Source organism: Tsukamurella serpentis (genome assembly GCF_054780975.1).
In genome coordinates this window covers 14,970-32,103 of the sequence record NZ_BAAGVH010000003.1, presented here as the reverse complement: position 1 = coordinate 32,103, position 17,134 = coordinate 14,970, and the positions used below count along the sequence as shown (strand labels likewise).

Below are 17,134 nucleotides of genomic sequence, written 5' to 3'. Positions count from 1 at the left end.
CCGCGATTAGCGTGGAACCGGGGAATCGGGGGATTCCTCAGTTCGGGGGAACTGATGACGACGTCCGCGGCACACGCATCCGCGCTGCGCGCCTATCGAGCCGGAATCGCCGCGCTCGGGATCGGGATCGGCGAGTTCGACGCCGCGCCCGCTGATCCGGCACTGGCCCGCCGCGCCTTCGAGGCCGCCACCACCGCCGACCCGACGATGGCCGATGCCTGGCTGGGGCGCGCCGCCGCCGGGGAGACCACCGCGGAAGTGCTGGCGGCGCTGCACCGCAACGCCGAACGGATCGGGGCCACGGCGCGGCGGGTCGGGTTACCGCCCGGAACCCCGTCGGCGTCCTTCGCCACCGGCCTGTACGTCGATCACCCGCTGCACGACGCGACCACCGCGCACGTGGCCTATGCGGCGCGCCTACTCGCCGACGGCGCCCCGGAGGAGGCAGTGCAGGTACTCGCGAACGCCTCGCGTTGCCCCCTTGAGCGGTATCAACAGGCGGTGATCGCCTCCCGAACCCGGCGCTGGGCGGACGCACTGACCGCCCTGACCGACGTCTCGACCTGGGAGGACACCGTGCTCGCGGCAGCGGGCCGGGCGGTCGCCGGGGCGGCCGCCGCGCAGCTGGGTCGGTTCGCCGAGGCGGTGCGGCTTCTGACCGCCGCCGCCGACGGGGCGCTGCCCGGCGCAGCGGACGCGGCCCGCTACTGCCACGCCCTGGTGCTCCGGGAGCAGGGCGATGAGGACGCCGCCCGGGCGCTACTGGAGCGGGCGGCACCGTCGTACCCGCCGGCCGAGGCCGCGCTGCGCGATCCTAGCCACCGACTGGTGATCGAGACGCCGCAGGAACCCGCCACCGACCGGTCCGGGACCGGGGACGCCGGGTCCAGCGCCGATCTGCTGGCCGAGGCCGCCGCCGAACTGGACCGGCAGGTGGGATTGCGGGAGGTGAAGGAGCAGGTCACGCGCCTGCGTACCACGATGCAGCTGGCCCGGGTACGGGCCGACCGCGGTCTGTCCAGCGGGAGCCGGTCGCTGCATCTGGCGTTCACCGGGCCACCCGGCACCGGTAAGACGACAGTGGCGCGGATCGTCGCCCGAATGTATCGCGGGCTGGGACTGCTGGCCTCCGACACGGTGGTCGAGTGCTCGCGTCGCGATCTGGTGGGGCAGTACCTCGGTGCCACCGCGCTCAAGACCAGCGCGGTGATCGACTCCGCGCTCGACGGGGTGCTGTTCATCGACGAGGCCTACACCCTGGTGCAGGAGGGTCTCTCCGGCGGCGATGCCTTCGGCCGGGAAGCGGTCGACACTCTACTCGCGCGGATGGAGAACGATCGGGACCGGCTGGTGGTGATCGTGGCCGGTTACGACGCCGAGATCGACCGTTTCCTGGCCTCGAACGAGGGCCTGGCCTCGCGGTTCGCGCGGCGGATCCGGTTCCCCGGCTACTCACCGGGTGAGCTGGCGGAGATCGGCGCCGCGATGGCCCGCTCCCGCGATGCGGTGCTCAGCGGTGACGCCGCAGCGGTCCTGGAGACCTGCTGCGCAGGCATCACCGACCGTCTGGACACGCTCGGCAACGGCCGGTTCGTCCGCAACGTGATCGAGGCCGCGGAGGAGGAGCGGGAGCTGCGGCTGGCCGATTCCGGTCTGGACCTGATCGGGGTGGACGAGTCCGTGCTGATGCGGATCGAGGCACCCGATATGGCGCGCGCCCTGGAGGGGCTGCTGGGCGCAGCGGTGTGAACGCTCAGACCGAATCGGCGACCCGTGCGGCGTACTCGTCGCTCCGACTCGGCCCGGTGCCGGTCATCATCACCTCGTCGGCGAGCCGGTCGACGGCTTCGAGGTCGATGCCGGTCTCGCGCTGACTGTGCACCAGCAGGATCTCCGAGCCGATGGTGGGTTCGCCACCGACGTAGACCATGGACTCGACCACCAGCAGGTCGGTATCGGCCTTCTCGATGTGCGAGGCGAGCCGCACGCCGATGCTGATCACATCACCCACACGCAGCGGGCGCAGGTAGTCGAACCGCTGTCCGGCGTGCAGGACCGCGGCCAGGTTGCATCCGGGAATGGCTTTGCCGACCACCGCGGACGCGGCCTGCAGCAACGGCCCACCGAGCATCGTCGACGGGACGCCGACGTCGGCCGGAAGGACACGGCTGACGGCATAGGGAACGTGCTCGCTGCGGATCGCACGGGCGAACGATCGCACCGACTCGGCGCCCACCTCATAGGCGTCCGGGAACCACAACTCCCACTCGTCTACCACTGATCTCTCCTCGAAGGTGCTCGCCCTTCGTAGAACCCGGAGGGACACGACACGATATCCGACCGGGATTTCCGTTTTCAACCTCCGTGCCCGCCTTCCGGCCGGACCGTCGGCTGAGCCGGAGCTCGGTGACAGCGGACCGGATCCGCACTAGTTTCGAGGACATGTGGAGGACGAATTCGCTGCGCGTGGCGATCGTCGGCGCCGGAATCGGTGGGCTGGCGGTGGCCTCCGGACTGCAGCGCGCCGGCGCCGAGGTGATCGTCCTCGAACAGGCCGCTCGATTCCTCCCCCGCGGGTCCGGGCTGTCGCTGTTCGCGAACGGTTTCGCGGCACTGCGTTCGCTCGGCCTGGAGGAACAGGTGCGGGCGGTCACCTCCGACACTCCCGCCGAGGTCCCCATCGGAATCCGTACCGCGCGCGGGACGTTACTGACCACGTTCACCGCGGCCACCGTCGCCGAGTTGCGGGTGGTCGACCGGACCGACCTGCACAACGCCCTCCTCCGGGGGCTCGCCCCGGACACCGTCCGGCCCGGCATCCGGTTGGAGGGCCTGAGCCGCGGCACCCTCGATCTGGGCCCGAGCGGCTCGCTCACCGACGCGCACGTGATCATCGGCGCGGACGGCATCCGCAGCCGGGTGCGCGGCAGCCACGCCGGCGACCCGGGGGCCGTGTACTGCGGATACGGGGCCTGGCGCGGGATCACCGCCGAACCGATGCGAGTACCCGACGCCGGGGAGAGCTTCGGGCGCGGGGAGCGGTTCGGTTACATGCCGCTGCGCGACGGCCGGGTGTACTGGTTCGCGGTGCGTCCGTCGGCCGCCGACGACCTCCCCGAGCCGGGTGAGCTGGCCCTGCGATACGGCGCCTGGCACGATCCGATCCCCGCGCTGATCGCGGGTACCGAGGCCTCCCGCATCGGGTACCAGCCGATCGAACGATTGGCGCATCCCCTGCGCACCTACTCCCGCGGCGAAGCGGCGCTGGTCGGAGATGCCGCGCATGCCATGCCGCCCACACTGGGACAGGGGGCGAACCTCGCGCTGGAAGACGCCGCAGTGCTGGTCTCGCTGCTGCGTCCGATCGCCCGGGATCCGGATCCGCGGGAGGTTCCGGCGAAACTCACCGCCTACGACAAGGCCCGTCGAATGCGCACTCAACGAATCGCCCGGCAGTCCCACCTGATCGGTGCGGCCGGACAGTGGCCGAACCCCGTCGCCGTCGGAGCTCGTGAGCTGGCCCTACGGCTGGCCCCCGATTCGGTGATCGACCGCGCCTTCCGCCGCCCCCAGCGCTGGTCCCCGCCGGACTGACAGCTGTGAAAACAACGGAAAACGGGGCCTTGAAGCCGGATCCGGCTTCAAGGCCCCGTTTTCTGCGGTTTTCGCAGAACGCGATCAGCCCAGACGCTGCTTGAGCGCGTCCAACTCGTCCTTGAGCCCGGTCGGGAGCTTGTCGCCGACGAACTCGAACCACTCCTCGATCGAGGGCAGCTCGCCCTTCCACTCGTCGACATCGACCGCGAGCGCCTCGGCGACGTCCTCGACCGGCACGTCCAGACCGGTCAGGTCCAGCTCCTCCGGGGTCGCGACGATGCCCACCGGGGTCTCCTTACCAGCGGCATTGCCCTCGATACGGTCCACGATCCACTTGAGCACACGGCTGTTCTCACCGAATCCGGGCCACAGGAAGCGCTTGTCCTCGCCGCGGCGGAACCAGTTCACGTAGAACACGGCCGGCAGCTTCGACTCGTCGGCCTGCTTGCCGATGCTCAGCCAGTGCTCGAAGTAGTCGCCCACGTTGTAACCGAGGAAGGGCAGCATCGCCATCGGGTCGCGGCGGACGGTGCCCACCTTGCCCTCGGCGGCGGCGGTCTGCTCGGAGCCGACGGTGGCGCCCATGAACACGCCGTGCTTCCAGTCGCGGGCCTGGGTGACCAGCGGCACCGTCGTCTTGCGGCGGCCACCGAACAGGATCGCCGAGATCGGCACACCCTGCGGATCGTCCCACTCGGGGGCGATCGACGGGCACTGCGACATCGGGGTGGTGTACCGCGAGTTCGGGTGCGCGGCGACGGTGACCACACCGTCCTCGTTCTCCGCCGAGCTCGACTCCCAATCCTCACCGCGCCAGTCGGTCAGGTGCTGCGGCGCCGCCGACATGCCCTCCCACCAGATGTCGCCGTCGTCGGTCTTGGCGACGTTGGTGAAGATGGTGTTGCCGGCCTCGATGGTCTTCATCGCATTCGGGTTCGAGCCCATCGAGGTGCCCGGGGCCACGCCGAAGAAGCCGAACTCGGGGTTCACCGCGTACAGGCGGCCGTCCTTACCGAAACGCATCCAGGCGATGTCGTCGCCGACGGTCTCGGCGCGCCAGCCCGGGAGGGTCGGCTGGATCATCGCCAGGTTGGTCTTACCGCAGGCGCTCGGGAAGGCGGCGGCGATGTAGTAGACCTTCTCCTCCGGCGAGATCAGCTTGAGGATCAGCATGTGCTCGGCCAGCCAGCCCTCGTCGTGCGCCATCGCGGACGCGATGCGCAGCGCGTAGCACTTCTTACCCAGCAGTGCATTGCCGCCGTAGCCGCTGCCGTAGGACCAGATCTCGCGGGTCTCCGGGAAGTGGGTGATGTACTTGGTCTCGCTGCACGGCCACGGCACGTCGGCCTCGCCCGGCGCGAGCGGCTTACCCACCGAGTGGATGGCCTTGACGAAGAAGCCCTCATCGCCCAGCTTCTGCAGCACCGGGGTACCCATCCGGGTCATGATCTTCATCGAGACCACCACGTACGGGCTGTCGGTGATCTCCACACCCAGCTTCGGATCCTCGGCGCCGAGCGGCCCCATGCAGAAGGGCACCACGTACATGGTGCGGCCGGCCATGCAGCCGCGGTACAGATCGGTCATGGTGGCGCGCATCTCGGCGGGGCGCACCCAGTTGTTGGTGGGGCCGGCGCCCTCCCTGGTCTCCGAACAGATGTAGGTCCGCGACTCCACGCGCGCCACATCGGCGGGGTCCGAGAGCGCCAGGAACGAGTTCGGCTTCTTCTTCTCGTCCAGCTTGGTGAAGGTGCCCGCCTCGACCATCTCGGAGGTGAGGCGGTCCCACTCCTCCTCGGAGCCGTCCGCCCAGACCACCCGGTCCGGGGTGGTGAGCTCGGCGATCTCCCGCACCCATTCGATGAGCTTCTCGTGCTTCGTGGGGATCGACGCCCCATCCAGGCCCGGAATGGTTGCTGAGGTCATGTGTTCGTCTCCCGAGATCTCGTAACGCTCCCTTTGCACCAGTGTCACACATTGGACGAAGTCACAGAACCGCGAGGCGGGTGCGACGGCTCACATCACATTCCCCCGGTCCAGCAGAGTCCACCTGCCGCCACTGAACCGCCAGGTCTCGAACGTCCCGTCACCGCGGATGCGGTGGTACACGTCGGCCACCCCGTCGGCGTCCAGATCGGTGAACACCGCGGTCCCGTCGGCATCGGTCACCGTGCCGGTATCGACCATGCCGTCGCCGTCGGTGTCCAGGGCGTGCACGTCGAACCAGCCGCCCTCGGCGCTGACCCACAGCCCGCCCGGCGACGGTGCCGGGGCGGGCACCGCACCGTCGAACAGGCCGGAGCCGAAGGCCTCGGGCTCGCTCGCCCCGAACAACCCGAACTCAGGGTCCATATCCATTAGACGCACCAGGCCGGCGATCGGTTCCCGGTCCACGGGCCAGGCGCAGCGCCGCATCCGACTCCGCCGCCACCAGCGCGGCGGCGAGGTCGAACTCGACCCGCTGCCGGAACGCGGCGGTGGCCTTCTCCGCCCATGCCCGGTCCGCCGATCCGGCGGCCGAGCGGCGCCGTACCCGCAACAGCCACAGCGCGGCGGCCAGACCCACCGCGAGACTGATCGGCACCGCCGCCCAGCGCAGCGCACCCAGCGCCTCCAGCGGCGCCGCCACCGCGCGGCCGATGCCCAGCCCCGCGGAGGCGCCCAGCAGCAGCACCGCAGCGTCCTCGGGCCGCCGACGGTGCGCGGGCGCGTCCGGCAGGTCCGGGCGGGAGAGCACCGGCGCGGCCGGCTCCGGCGGATCCGGCCAGCCGGCGAAGGTGCCGCGATAGGCGGCGCGCAACCGACCGTGCAGGCTCAGCTCCAGCCGGGCGACGGTGTCGGCGAGCCGCTCGGCGAGTTGCTCACGGCCGCCGACGCGCAGGTCCAGCTCACGCACGTCGTGGGCGCGGAGGTCCTGCGCCGCCTCCGCGAGCGCCGCGGCCCGCAGCCGGGCGATCGTGGTGCGCAAGTAGGCGGAGCGGTCGGCTCGCTCCAGCGCCGCGCTGCCGGCGCCCGCTTGCGCCCCGGGCCGCGCCGGTGCGGGCGGCGGCTGTACCGGGCCGGGGTCGGCGAGGGCAGCCGACAGCGCTTCGAAACCGGCGCCGGACGCCGGCTGCACGCCGTGGACCTCGGCCCCGCACCGTCGGGCCGATTCGGCGGTGGTCGCGGCCGCGTCCGGGTACACCTCGGCGCCGGTGGCCGCGAGCACCGTCGGATAGGCGCAGCGCAGCCGTCCCAGCGCGGCGAGGTCCACGGCGTCGGCCGGGACGCACGAGTCCAGCAGGTACACCGCGGCGCTGTACTGCTCTGCGGCGGAGCCGGCCGCGCGACCGCCGAGCGGGGTGAGGGCACCGTCGGCGCCGACCACCGCGGCGTGCCCGCCGAGCCGCTGCGCGACCGCCACCGCACCGGCCGGGTCCTGCCCGGCGACCAGGACGGTCACGACGCTCGCCCCAGCAGGTCCAGCAGCTCCTGCTCCGCGCGGTCCCGACGGGCGCAGTCGGCGTGCGCGAGAGCGCGCAACTCGTCCTCGAACCGCGCCCGCCGACGCTCGCCGCAGCCGTGGAAGGCCGCCGCCAGCGGCGCGAGCAGCGCATCGACTCCGCCGAGCTCGCGGAGCCGGGTCCGCAGCTCCTCGTCGGGCATCGACGGTGCCTCCCGCAATGCGCCGATCGCGCAGGCCAGACCGTAGCCCCCGAGCCGGTGCAGCAGGTCGGCGTCGCCGCCCAGGGCCACGGCCGCGTCGAGCACGGACTCCGGCAGTGCGAGATCGGTGCCGGCGATCCGTCGCACCACGGCCAGGTCGACATCGGGTGCGTCCAGTAGCGCCATCACCGCGGTCACCGGCCGGCCCAGCACCTCGGCCACCCGCTCGGTGTGGGCGTCGGCGGCACGCCAGGAGCCGGCGGCGTCGGCGCGACACCAGATCACCAGCAGGGGGTCGTCCGCCAGCGTCTCGATCGCGGCGCGGTCGCTGCCGCGCAGTCCGCCGGCGAAGCAGTAGGCGGTGGCATCGGCCGGTGCGGGTACGCCACCGCCACCGCCAGCACCGTCGTCGACGTCGATCCCGCGGCGTCGCAGCGCCGCCGCCAGCACCGTCTTACCCACCCCGGAGCGTCCCAGCAGCCGCAACCGCGGCGGCCCGGTACGTACCGACGGATGCGCCGAATCCCCCATGTCGTTCGCCCCCCGTGCCCGGCGCCCCCGCACCGGTCCGTCAGGACGACGGTACGAGCGGTTCCTCGCCGACGGTGCGGTTTCGCTCCGATTCCTTCCGGCGCGCGGCCACGAACACCGCGAACACCGCACCCACCACGCAGATCCCCGCGGTCACGGCGAACACCTCACCGAACATCTGCGCATACGCATGCTGGGTCTGCCGGAACACCGCTGCGGCGGTCTCGGCGAAACCTCCCTGCGGGGTCACCGCTGGCATCGAGTTCACGATCGAGGTCAGACGGTACGAGCCGAAGACCGTCAGCGCCGCGACACCGACCAGCATGCCGCTCATCCGGGCCACCACCAGCAGGGCGGAGGCGATACCGGCCTGGGTGAGCGGTACCGCCCGCAGCGCCGCGGACGACAACGGCCCGATCACCAGTCCGAGGCCGAACCCGGCGACCGCGAGTGAGGTGTCCAGGGCGGGCAGCGGGCCGTAGGCGGCCGTGCTCACCTCCGGTGGCCAGGCCGCGATCAGCAGGTACCCGCCGGCGGCGATGAGCAGTCCGATCACCGAGACGACGCGGTCCCCGATCCGGGCCGCGATCAGCCCACCGAGGATCGCGCCCACCGGCAGCGCGATCAGGAAGCGCACCAGCAACAGCACGGCGTCGATCTGCGAACGCTGCATCACCACGCGGGCGTACAGCTCCATGTCGACCAGCGTCACCATGAGTGCGGCACCGGCGCACACCGATGCCGCGCACGAGGCCAGGAACGGGGTCACCCGCATACCGGCGGTCTCGATCAGCTTGGTCCGCGCGGAGACCTCCCACCCGGCGAAGGCCAGGAACGCCACTGCGGCGCCGCCGAGCAGCAGGCCGCCGTTGGGCGGCAGCACCGCAGTGCCGTCGGGTTCGGGGTTGTACAGGCCCAGTACCGACAGTCCCAGCGCGATGGCCAGCAGCACGCCGCCCACCACGTCGACCTTCGGCCGCTCCCGCTCGGAACGCCTGCGGACGCTGATCTGGATCAGTCCCATCGCGAGCACCGCGAGCGGCACGTTCACCCAGAACACCACCCGCCAGGCGTCGTCCTTGGCGATCGAGGGAAGTCTGTCGTGCACCAGCGCGACCACCCCGACCCCGACGACGGGGCCGAGCACGCTACCCAGTTCCTGGGCGGCGCCCACCCAGCCGAGCACGGCTGCCCGCCGGTCCGGCGACCACAGGTCGGCGGCGAGCGCGAGCGTCACCGGCAGCAGTGCGCCGCTGGCCACTCCCTGCACGATCCGCCCGGCGATCACCTCGGGGACGGTGTCGGCGAGCGCGGTCGCCACCGAGCCGGCGATGAACACCACGAGACTGATCTGCAGCACCAGTCGCCGGCCGAACCGGTCCGAGAGCCGGCCCAGGAGCGGCATGGCCGCGATGTACCCGAGCAGGTAGCAGGTGATGATCGGGGTCGCGAGCTGGATCCGGTTGAGCGGGATCTGGACGCTGCGCATGATGTCCTCGAGGACCGAGACCACCACGTAGGTGTCCAGTGCGCCGAGGAGAACGGCCAGCCCGGCGGCGCCGATCGCGATGCCACGGCCCCGCCGCCGAGGCAGGGGCTCCGAGCTCACCGCCGAGCTCACTTCGCCGTCTTCGGATCCAGCAGCGGGACCTTCTTGCCCCAGTCCGAGAGCGTGACGCTCAGCGTGCCGGAATCGAATCCGACGTGCACCCGCACCAGGTTGTTCGGCGCCTCGTCCTGCACCCAGAAGGTGACGGGACGGTCGCCGAGCGTGGCCTTGGGCACGATACCGGCCAGTGCGGCGCCGGGGATGGTGCCCGAGAGCCGGACCGTGGCGGTCCCGCCGATCTGCTCGCGACCCTCGACCTTCGGCTCACGTACCGAGGAGATCAGTTTGGCGATGCCCTTCTCCGGGTCGAGGATCGCGGAGGCGTCGTAGACGTCCGCTGCCGGTCCGGTGCGGTTGTAGGGCTGGCCGGGTGCGAGCTGCACCCAGAGGTCGCCACCGGTGACGATGAACTTGGCCTTGATCGCCGAGCCCTGGTAGATCACGTCGGCGTCGCCCTGGCCGCCCGTCTTGGGGTCCTTGGTCAGGTAGGCGCCCACGCTCTTGACCGGCAGGTTGGGGACGGTGCCGTCCACGGACAGGTCCAGGCGGACATCACGGAGGGCACGGGCGGAGGCCGACGAGGCGTCGACCACCGCCTTCGCATCGGGGAGGGGTCGGTCGTCGGCGGGAGCGGAGGACGATGAGCAGCCGGCGACGAGGCCGAGAGCGGTGAGTAGTACCACCGCCGTCGTGGTCAGGCGGAGCACCGTGTGTCGAGTGTTACGCGCGATCATGGCGCCAATGCTAGGTCACATCCGAGAAGCTGGGACGATGGAGAGCGTGCCCCAGTCCCAGGATCCCCGCGCCGAGCACCGTCGGCTGTACCCGCGCGTCACCAGTTTCCGCTCCCGCCGCGCCTCCCTCACCCCCGCCCAGCAATTGGCGATGGACACCGGCTGGGAGACCCTCGGCCGGGACATCCCCCCGGCTGCTCCCCTGCCCCCCGGTTCCCCCGGTTCCCCCGGCGCGCCCGGCACCTTCCCGGCGCCGTCGCACCCGCTGGACGCGGCGGCCTGGTTCGGCCGGGAGGCGCCGCTGATCGTGGAGATCGGCTCCGGCACCGGGACCTCGACCTGGGCGATGGCCGAGGCCGAGCCGGAACACGATGTGGTGGCGGTGGAGGTGTACCTGCCGGGTATCGCCCAGCTGGTCGGCGCGGTACAGCGGGCCGGGCTGACGAACGTGCGGGTGATCCGCGGTGACGGGGTCGCGGTCCTCGAGGACATGATCGCCCCGGGCACGCTGACCGGGGTGCGGGTGTTCTTCCCGGACCCGTGGCCGAAGGCCCGGCATCACAAGCGCCGGCTGCTGCAGGCACGGATGTTCTCGCTGATCGCGGATCGCCTCAAGATCGGAGGGATTCTGCACGTGGCCACTGATCATGCAGACTATGCAGAGGCGATTGCAGAGACCGCACCCTCGGAGCCGCTGCTGCGGCCGGTGGCGCTGCCCCCGCGACTCGCCGATGCCGAGCTGCCGATCTCCGTCGACCGGCCGGTGACCAAGTTCCAGGACAAGGCCGCGCAGGTGGGCCGCGAGATCCACGAGTTCGTCTACGAGCGCGTGGCGGAAGGAGAGGGGCCGTGACGAGTCCGACCGACGAATCCGTGCTGCCCGCCGATCCGGCGAAGCGGGTCCTGCTGGTCTGGGACGCACCGAACCTGGATATGGGGCTCGGCTCCATCCTGGGCGGGCGCCCGACCGCCGCGCACCGGCCCCGGTTCGACGCGCTCGGCCGCTGGCTGCTCGATTACACCGCCGAACTGGAAGGTGAGGCGGCACGGTCGTCGGCCCCGGCCCGGTTCGAGCCCGAGGCCACCGTCTTCACCAACATCGCCCCGGGCACCGCCGATGTGGTCCGCCCCTGGGTCGAGGCGTTGCGGAACGTGGGCTACGCGGTGTTCGCCAAGCCCAAGGTCGATGAGGACAGCGATGTCGACGCCGACATGCTCGATCACATCGATGTGCGGCGCTACTCCCCCGGCCTGGCTGGACTGTTGGTGGCCTCCGCCGACGGGCAGGCCTTCCGGGAGCCGCTGGAGGAGATCGCCGCAAGCGGGGTACCGGTAAAGGTACTGGGGTTCCGTGAGCATGCGGCCTGGGCGCTCGCGTCCCCTACTCTGGAGTTCGTCGATCTCGAAGACATCACCGGAGTGTTCCGCGAGCCGCTTCCTCGGGTCAGCCTGGATTCCTTGCCCGACGAGGGCGCGTGGCTGCAGCCCTTCCGCCCGCTTTCTTCGCTACTTTCGAGTCGTGCCTGACGACCGGCCCAGCACACGGGCCGGCCACCGGAAAGGAATATTCGCTTGTTCTCAGCGATAGGACGCTTCACGTACGCGTTCCGCTACACGATCATCGCGGTTCTGTTCGTGTCGATCGCCATCAGCGGCGTCTGGGGCTTCTTCAGCCTCGGCAAGGCCACCAAGATGTCGGGTCTGTACGACGAAAACAGCGACTCGGTAGCCGCCTCGATCCTCTCCGATCAGGCCGCCGGCCGGATGGCGCAGTCCGACATCCTGGTGCTGGTCAAGCCGAAGGACGGTGCGAAGGTCACCGACCCGGAGGTCGCCAAGGCGGTCGACGCGGCCCGCGCCAAGATCCTCGGCAAGTACGCCGCCGGTGACGACGCGAAACTGCGCGCGGAGAACAAGCAGGAGCCGCAGCAGGGGCCGGTGAGCTACACCAACCCCGGACTCGCGTCGATCATGACCAAGACCGACTCCCAGGGTGTGACCTGGGGGTTCTTCACGCTCCCGCTGAAGTCCGCGGACGACACCCAGCGCGGTAAGGACTGGCTGGAGCTGCAGGGCCCGCTCACCGACGATCTCAAGTCCGATGAGTTCAGCGCCCGTTTCGCCGGCCTGGTCCCGGTGACCTCCGAGGTCACCGAAGGGGTGCAGCGCGACCAGAAGAAGGCCGAGCTGATCGCGCTGCCGCTGGTGGCGATCGTGCTGTTCTTCGTCTACGGCGGCGTGGTCGCCGCGACGCTGCCGATGATCATCGGTGTGATGACCATCGGCGCGGCCATGGCGATCGCCATGATCACGACCTACTTCATGGACGTCAACCTGTTCGTGGGACCGATCATCTCGCTGATCGGCCTGGGCATCGCCCACGACTACGGGTTGTTCATGGTGTCCAGATTCCGGGAGGAACTGGACGAGGGGTACGACACACCCACGGCGGTCAGACGCACGGTGATGACGGCCGGACGCACCATCGTGATGTCATCCCTACTGATCGTCGGCGCTCTCGCGTGTCTGTACATCTCCCCGCTGGGTCTGCTGACCTCCATGGCCACCGGCGCCCTGCTCGGTGTGTTCATCTCGGCACTGCTGTCGCTGCTGCTGCTGCCGGCGATGCTCTCGGTGCTCGGTCCGAAGGTCTTCGCGCTGAGCTTCCACGGGATGCTCAAGGTGGTCGACTCGTGGAAGCTGCCGGTGATCGGCTCTCTGGTGCACAAGGCCGAGCAGCGTCTGGGCAAGCCGAAGACCAAGGCGAACATCGAGGCGGGCATGTGGGGCCGGGTCACCGACGCCGTCATGAAGCGCCCGATCGCCGCCACCGTCAGCGTGGTCGGCCTGCTGCTCGCGGCGACGATCCCCGTCGTCGGCCTGCAGTTCGGCGGCATCTCGCAGACCTACCTCCCGCCGAGCAACGAGACCCGGCAGGCGCAGGACAAGTTCTTCGACCTGTTCCCGGCGTTCACCGGCCAGGAGATCAACCTGGTCTTCACCAACGCCGACGACGCGCAGATCAATCAGGTGCTCACCGAGGCCAACAAGATCCCCGGCTTCGTGCGCGCCAACCCGGCGGACCCCGCCTCCGCACGCTTCGGCGCGGCATCGGCCGCGGTGGACAAGGCCAAGGACGGCGGTGAACCGCTCAAGCTCCGCGGTAAGGGCGCCGAGGTCTCGGTCCGCATCTCCAAGGGTTCACTGCAGGACCCGAACGACACCAAGGCCGTCGGGGAAGCCGTCACCAAACTCCGCAGCATCAAGATGGACGGCGCGGACCCGGGCAAGGGCATCGGCTTCACGGTGGGCGGTATGCCCACGCTGCAGTACGACTCGATCGATTCGATGCTCAGCAAACTGCCACTGCTGATGTTCCTGCTGGTCCTGGTGACCACGATCATGATGTTCCTGGCGTTCGGATCGCTCACGCTGCCGATCAAGGCGGTGCTGATGTCGATCCTCTCGCTCGGCTCCACGCTCGGCTTCCTCACCTGGATGTTCGTGGACGGCAACGGCGGCTCGCTGTTCAACTTCACCGGCGGCCCGATGATGGCCCCGGTGCTGGTGCTGGTGATCGCGGTGGTCTTCGGCCTCAGTACCGACTACGAGGTCTTCGTACTGTCGCGAATGATCGAGGAGCGAGCCTCCGGCGCCACCACCAAACAGGCGATCCGCGCCGGCACCGCCAACACCGGCCGGATCATCACGGCGGCGGCGATCCTGCTGATCATGGTGACCGCGGCCTTCGCCACGTCGCAGCTGGTGATGATGAAGTACGTCGCCTTCGGCCTGATCTTCGCGCTGATCATCGACGCGACGGTGGTCCGCATGGTGCTCGTGCCCGCGGTGATGAAGCTGCTCGGCGACGACTGCTGGTGGGCTCCGAACTGGATGCGCAAGATCCAGCAGGCGGTCGGTCTGGGCGAGACCTCGCTGCCCGCCGAGACCCGCGACGGCCGTGCGCTCTCGTCGGTACGGGCCGCGACCGCCGGACCGGGGAAGGCCGCACCGCAGCAGGTCCCCGCGGGTGTGCCGGTGGTGGCCGGTTCGGCCGCCGGACCGACCGAGCACGCCGTCGCGCCCGGTGCCGGTGCGCCGCCGGTGGAGCGTCAGGCGCGGCCGACCCCCGTCGGGCCGGGTCCGCGACGTCCCGGTCCCCCGCCCGGGTTCTCCGGTCGGATCGAGATGCCGCCGCGCCACTCGGCTCCGGCGCCGCGCCCGCCGCAGGATCCGCGCAGTTACCAGCAGCCGCACCCGGGTGACCGCCGTCAGGGCCCGCCGCCCGGGCAGTACCGTCCCGGTGGTCAGCCCGGCCCCGGTCCGCGCCCCAGCGGACCGATGCCGCGGCAGCAGCGCCCCGGTCCGCCTCCGGCAGGCCAGCCCGGACGGCCCCCGTTCCCGCCGCGTCCGCAGGGACCGGGCGGTCCGGGTCCGCAGGCGCCCCGGCCGCCGCAGCACGGCCAGGGACCGTCCGGGGAGGGTACCCGCCCCTACCAGCAACGCCCGCCGCGCGACTGACCCGTGAACGACGAACGAGCTCCGATCCCTCAGGGATCGGAGCTCGTTCTCGTTGGCGGTGGGTCAGTCCTCGGACTCGTCGGCCGTGGCCCGCTCAGCGCGCTTGGCGGCCTGCCGCATCTCCACGGCGTCGCTGATTCCGTCGCCGATCTCCCGCGCCACGTCGGCGACGGCGGTGGTGATGATGGTCGCGATCCGGCCCACCCGGATGGCGGTCGATTCGATCGCGTCCTGGGCCTGATCCTTGCGCCGTTCGAAACCGTCCACGGTGGGTCTCCTTGTCGATCGGGTCACGCCGCCACCCTCTCACGTTCGATCACGACGGCGAGTTCGGGCTCGGCCCGCGTCCAGCTGTTGGGCAGCGAGAGTCTGGCGATCTTCTTCCAGGTCGAGCCGAGTTGGCCGCGCAGCGAGCCGGTGTTGTACGGCAGGCCGAACTCCTCGCAGGTCGCCCGGACCTCGGCGGCGATCTCGGGGTAGCGGTTGGCGGGGAGGTCCGGGAACAGGTGGTGCTCGATCTGGAAGCTGAGGTTGCCGCTCATGATGTGGAACAGGCGGCCACCGTCGATGTTCGCCGAGCCCAGCATCTGCCGCACGTACCACTGCCCCCGGGTCTCGTCGGCGGTCTCCTCGCGGGTGAAGGTCTGCACTCCCGACGGGAAGTGCCCGCAGAAGATGATCGAGAAGGTCCAGAGATTGCGGATCAGGTTGGCCGAGGCGTTGCCGAGGAAGGTCAGCGGGAACAGCGGGCCGGTGAGCAGCGGGAACAGTACGTAGTCCTTGAGCACCTGCTTGCCGGCTTTGCGACGCATTCCGTGCACCAGGTCCTTGATGTCGGACCAGGAACGCTCACCTTTGATGATCCGTTCGGTCTGCAGATCGTGCAGCATCACGCCCCACTGGAAGAACACCATGAGCGCGCTCGCATAGGCCAGATTGCCCAGGTAGTACGGATTCCACTTCTGCTCGGGCGCCATCCGGAGGATGCCGTAGCCGATGTCGCGGTCCATATCCAGGATGTTGGTGAAGGTGTGGTGCAGGTAGTTGTGGCTGTGCTTCCACTGATCGGCGGGGCACACGGTGTCCCATTCGAATTCGCGGGAGTTCAGGCCGGGCTCACGCATCCAGTCGTACTGGCCGTGCATGACGTTGTGGCCGATCTCCATGTTGTCCAGGATCTTCGAGACGCCCAGCGCGCCGACGGCGACCGGCCACAGCGGCGGCAGGTACATCATCGCCCGTCCGGCGACCTCGAATCCGCGCTGCGCGCGCACGATGGAGTAGATGTACTCGCGGTCCTTCTCGCCGAGGTCGGCGAGGATGCGGCTGCGGATCGCGTCGAAGCGGCGTCCGATCTCCTCGACCTGTCCGGCGGTGAGTGCGATCTGTTCGGTCATGGTGCTCCCTTCCGGGCGTCGGTGGGCTACAGCGCGATCTCGACGTCGCCGAGCGGCGCGCTGATGCAGAGCTGGATGTGCTGATCGGGTTCGGAACCGCGCTCTCCGGTGAGCACGTTGGTGGTGCACCCGGACGTGCGGACAGCGGTGCAGGAGAAGCAGATGCCCATCCGGCAGCCGCTCGCCGGGAACAGTCCCGACGACTCCGCCTGTTCCAGGAGGGTGCGGCCGTCGTTCCCGGTCTCGGTGCCGGATTCGGTGAAACGCACCGTTCCGGTGGCATCTCCGGTGGGTGAGGCGGCCGAGGGCGGCGCGAAGTCCTCCACGCGCAGCTCCACTCCGGCATCGGTGTACAGCCGATCGGCGGCCGCCAGTAGCGGCGCCGGCCCGCAGGCGAGACCGACCTCACCGAAGTCCTCGATGTGCTCGGGGCCGAGGTGCGAGCCACCGGCCCGGGTGTAGACGTAGGTCACCGACACACCGGGCCGGCGGGACAGCCGCTGCAGTTCGGCGCGGTAGGGGTCGTCCGTCCGGTCCCGGCAGAAGTGCAGCAGGGCGACGGTGCCGGGATAGTCCTCGTCGACGAGCGTGCGCAGCATCGAGAGTACGGGTGTGATGCCGCTTCCACCGCTGATCAAGGTGATCGAGGAGGGGCGTTCGCCGGGTGCGCCGGGGAGGGTGAAGGCACCCGCGGCCGGGGTCAGCCCCAGTACGTCACCGACCTCGAGGTGCTCCCGCAGGTACGTACTGACCTGCCCACCGGGATCGGCGGTCACCGTGAACTCTACGGTCCCGTCCTGGTGCTGGGAGTTGGCGGGTGAGAAGCAGCGGGTCTGGCGGACACCGTCGATCACCACGCTGACCTGGACGAACTGCCCCGCTTGGAATCCCTCGAAGTGGCGCGTGGGCGCCACGGTGAAGGTCACGGTGCGGTCGGTACGCCGGCTGACCGCGGTGACCCGGCCGCGGATCTCGGACCAGGTGAGCATCGGGTCGAACAGTTCCAGGTACCGGTCCACGGCGTGTGGCGTCAGCGCGGCCTCCACGGTGGTCGCGGCGAATCGAAGGAAGCGGCTCATCGGTCTGTATCTCCATTCAGT

The 17,134-nt window shown here is 70.2% G+C and carries 15 protein-coding genes; 5 read left to right on the top strand and 10 right to left on the bottom strand.

What is annotated here, in order from left to right; all coding sequences use genetic code 11:
• Positions 1-54 precede the first annotated feature (54 nt).
• Complete coding sequence (eccA, locus tag ACYVHG_RS08295; RefSeq protein WP_461166979.1) at positions 55-1,749, top strand: type VII secretion AAA-ATPase EccA; 1,695 nt, start codon at positions 55-57, stop codon at positions 1,747-1,749.
• A gap of 4 nt (positions 1,750-1,753) precedes the next feature.
• On the opposite strand, the gene ACYVHG_RS08290 is transcribed toward eccA, so the two are convergent.
• A complete protein-coding gene (locus tag ACYVHG_RS08290; RefSeq protein WP_461166978.1) occupies positions 1,754-2,278 on the bottom strand; it encodes an FAS1-like dehydratase domain-containing protein in 525 nt (174 codons plus the stop codon).
• A 164-nt stretch (positions 2,279-2,442) separates the two neighbouring features.
• On the opposite strand from ACYVHG_RS08290, the gene ACYVHG_RS08285 reads away from it, so the two are divergent.
• On the top strand, positions 2,443-3,594 hold the full coding sequence (locus ACYVHG_RS08285; RefSeq protein WP_461166977.1) for an FAD-dependent monooxygenase: 1,152 nt from the start codon (positions 2,443-2,445) through the stop codon (positions 3,592-3,594).
• Between the two features lie 84 nt (positions 3,595-3,678).
• Here the strand turns inward: ACYVHG_RS08285 and ACYVHG_RS08280 are convergent, their stop codons facing one another.
• The 6 genes from ACYVHG_RS08280 to ACYVHG_RS08255 form a co-directional block, all read right to left on the bottom strand.
• Entirely contained in the window at positions 3,679-5,523 is a 1,845-nt protein-coding gene (locus ACYVHG_RS08280) for a phosphoenolpyruvate carboxykinase (GTP) (RefSeq protein WP_461166976.1), read from the bottom strand.
• Positions 5,524-5,613: 90 nt separating this feature from the next.
• Positions 5,614-5,949 carry a DUF6802 family protein gene (locus tag ACYVHG_RS08275; RefSeq protein WP_461166975.1) on the bottom strand — a complete coding sequence of 112 codons (336 nt, stop codon included), beginning with the start codon at positions 5,947-5,949 and terminating at the stop codon, positions 5,614-5,616.
• Positions 5,939-7,039, bottom strand: a complete 1,101-nt coding sequence (locus ACYVHG_RS08270; RefSeq protein ID WP_461166974.1) for a hypothetical protein — start codon at positions 7,037-7,039, stop codon at positions 5,939-5,941. The genes ACYVHG_RS08275 and ACYVHG_RS08270 overlap by 11 nt, the downstream gene beginning before the upstream one ends.
• On the bottom strand, positions 7,036-7,773 hold the full coding sequence (locus ACYVHG_RS08265) for a hypothetical protein (protein ID WP_461166973.1): 738 nt from the start codon (positions 7,771-7,773) through the stop codon (positions 7,036-7,038). Before ACYVHG_RS08265 ends, ACYVHG_RS08270 begins: the two co-directional genes overlap by 4 nt.
• Positions 7,774-7,813: 40 nt before the next feature.
• Positions 7,814-9,436, bottom strand: coding sequence for an MFS transporter (locus ACYVHG_RS08260; protein WP_461167626.1), 1,623 nt, complete (start codon positions 9,434-9,436; stop codon positions 7,814-7,816).
• On the bottom strand, positions 9,391-10,116 hold the full coding sequence (locus tag ACYVHG_RS08255; protein WP_461166972.1) for an LppX_LprAFG lipoprotein: 726 nt from the start codon (positions 10,114-10,116) through the stop codon (positions 9,391-9,393). The genes ACYVHG_RS08260 and ACYVHG_RS08255 overlap by 46 nt, the downstream gene beginning before the upstream one ends.
• 37 nt (positions 10,117-10,153) lie before the next feature.
• Here ACYVHG_RS08255 and trmB point away from each other — a divergent pair, with 37 nt between their 5' ends.
• Genes trmB through ACYVHG_RS08240 form a run of 3 tightly spaced genes read left to right on the top strand, consistent with a single transcriptional unit; the run spans position 10,154 to position 14,637 of the window.
• Positions 10,154-10,969 (top strand): tRNA (guanosine(46)-N7)-methyltransferase TrmB, encoded by an 816-nt coding sequence (gene trmB, locus ACYVHG_RS08250; RefSeq protein WP_461166971.1) that lies wholly within the window; start codon positions 10,154-10,156, stop codon positions 10,967-10,969.
• Positions 10,966-11,643: an NYN domain-containing protein gene (locus ACYVHG_RS08245; RefSeq protein ID WP_461166970.1), complete on the top strand. Its 678-nt coding sequence runs from the start codon at positions 10,966-10,968 to the stop codon at positions 11,641-11,643. Before trmB ends, ACYVHG_RS08245 begins: the two co-directional genes overlap by 4 nt.
• Positions 11,644-11,688: 45 nt before the next feature.
• Complete coding sequence (locus ACYVHG_RS08240) at positions 11,689-14,637, top strand: MMPL family transporter (RefSeq protein ID WP_461166969.1); 2,949 nt, start codon at positions 11,689-11,691, stop codon at positions 14,635-14,637.
• A gap of 63 nt (positions 14,638-14,700) precedes the next feature.
• Here ACYVHG_RS08240 and ACYVHG_RS08235 read toward each other — a convergent pair whose 3' ends face one another.
• Genes ACYVHG_RS08235 through ACYVHG_RS08225 form a run of 3 tightly spaced genes read right to left on the bottom strand, consistent with a single transcriptional unit; the run spans position 14,701 to position 17,113 of the window.
• Positions 14,701-14,931, bottom strand: a complete 231-nt coding sequence (locus ACYVHG_RS08235; protein ID WP_461166968.1) for a hypothetical protein — start codon at positions 14,929-14,931, stop codon at positions 14,701-14,703.
• Positions 14,928-16,034: a fatty acid desaturase family protein gene (locus ACYVHG_RS08230; RefSeq protein ID WP_461166967.1), complete on the bottom strand. Its 1,107-nt coding sequence runs from the start codon at positions 16,032-16,034 to the stop codon at positions 14,928-14,930. Before ACYVHG_RS08230 ends, ACYVHG_RS08235 begins: the two co-directional genes overlap by 4 nt.
• Positions 16,035-16,060: 26 nt before the next feature.
• A complete protein-coding gene (locus tag ACYVHG_RS08225) occupies positions 16,061-17,113 on the bottom strand; it encodes a ferredoxin reductase (protein WP_461166966.1) in 1,053 nt (350 codons plus the stop codon).
• Positions 17,114-17,134 lie beyond the last annotated feature (21 nt).

Bases quoted from the DNA above. Each gene is read 5' to 3' on its own strand.
- eccA (WP_461166979.1), top strand. From the start codon at position 55: ATGACGACGTCCGCGGCACACGCATCCGCGCTGCGCGCCTATCGAGCC.
- ACYVHG_RS08285 (WP_461166977.1), top strand. From the start codon at position 2,443: ATGTGGAGGACGAATTCGCTGCGCGTGGCGATCGTCGGCGCCGGAATC.
- ACYVHG_RS08280 (WP_461166976.1), bottom strand. From the start codon at position 5,523: ATGACCTCAGCAACCATTCCGGGCCTGGATGGGGCGTCGATCCCCACG.
- ACYVHG_RS08275 (WP_461166975.1), bottom strand. From the start codon at position 5,949: ATGGACCCTGAGTTCGGGTTGTTCGGGGCGAGCGAGCCCGAGGCCTTC.
- ACYVHG_RS08265 (WP_461166973.1), bottom strand. From the start codon at position 7,773: ATGGGGGATTCGGCGCATCCGTCGGTACGTACCGGGCCGCCGCGGTTG.
- ACYVHG_RS08255 (WP_461166972.1), bottom strand. From the start codon at position 10,116: ATGATCGCGCGTAACACTCGACACACGGTGCTCCGCCTGACCACGACG.
- trmB (WP_461166971.1), top strand. From the start codon at position 10,154: ATGGAGAGCGTGCCCCAGTCCCAGGATCCCCGCGCCGAGCACCGTCGG.
- ACYVHG_RS08230 (WP_461166967.1), bottom strand. From the start codon at position 16,034: ATGACCGAACAGATCGCACTCACCGCCGGACAGGTCGAGGAGATCGGA.
- ACYVHG_RS08225 (WP_461166966.1), bottom strand. From the start codon at position 17,113: ATGAGCCGCTTCCTTCGATTCGCCGCGACCACCGTGGAGGCCGCGCTG.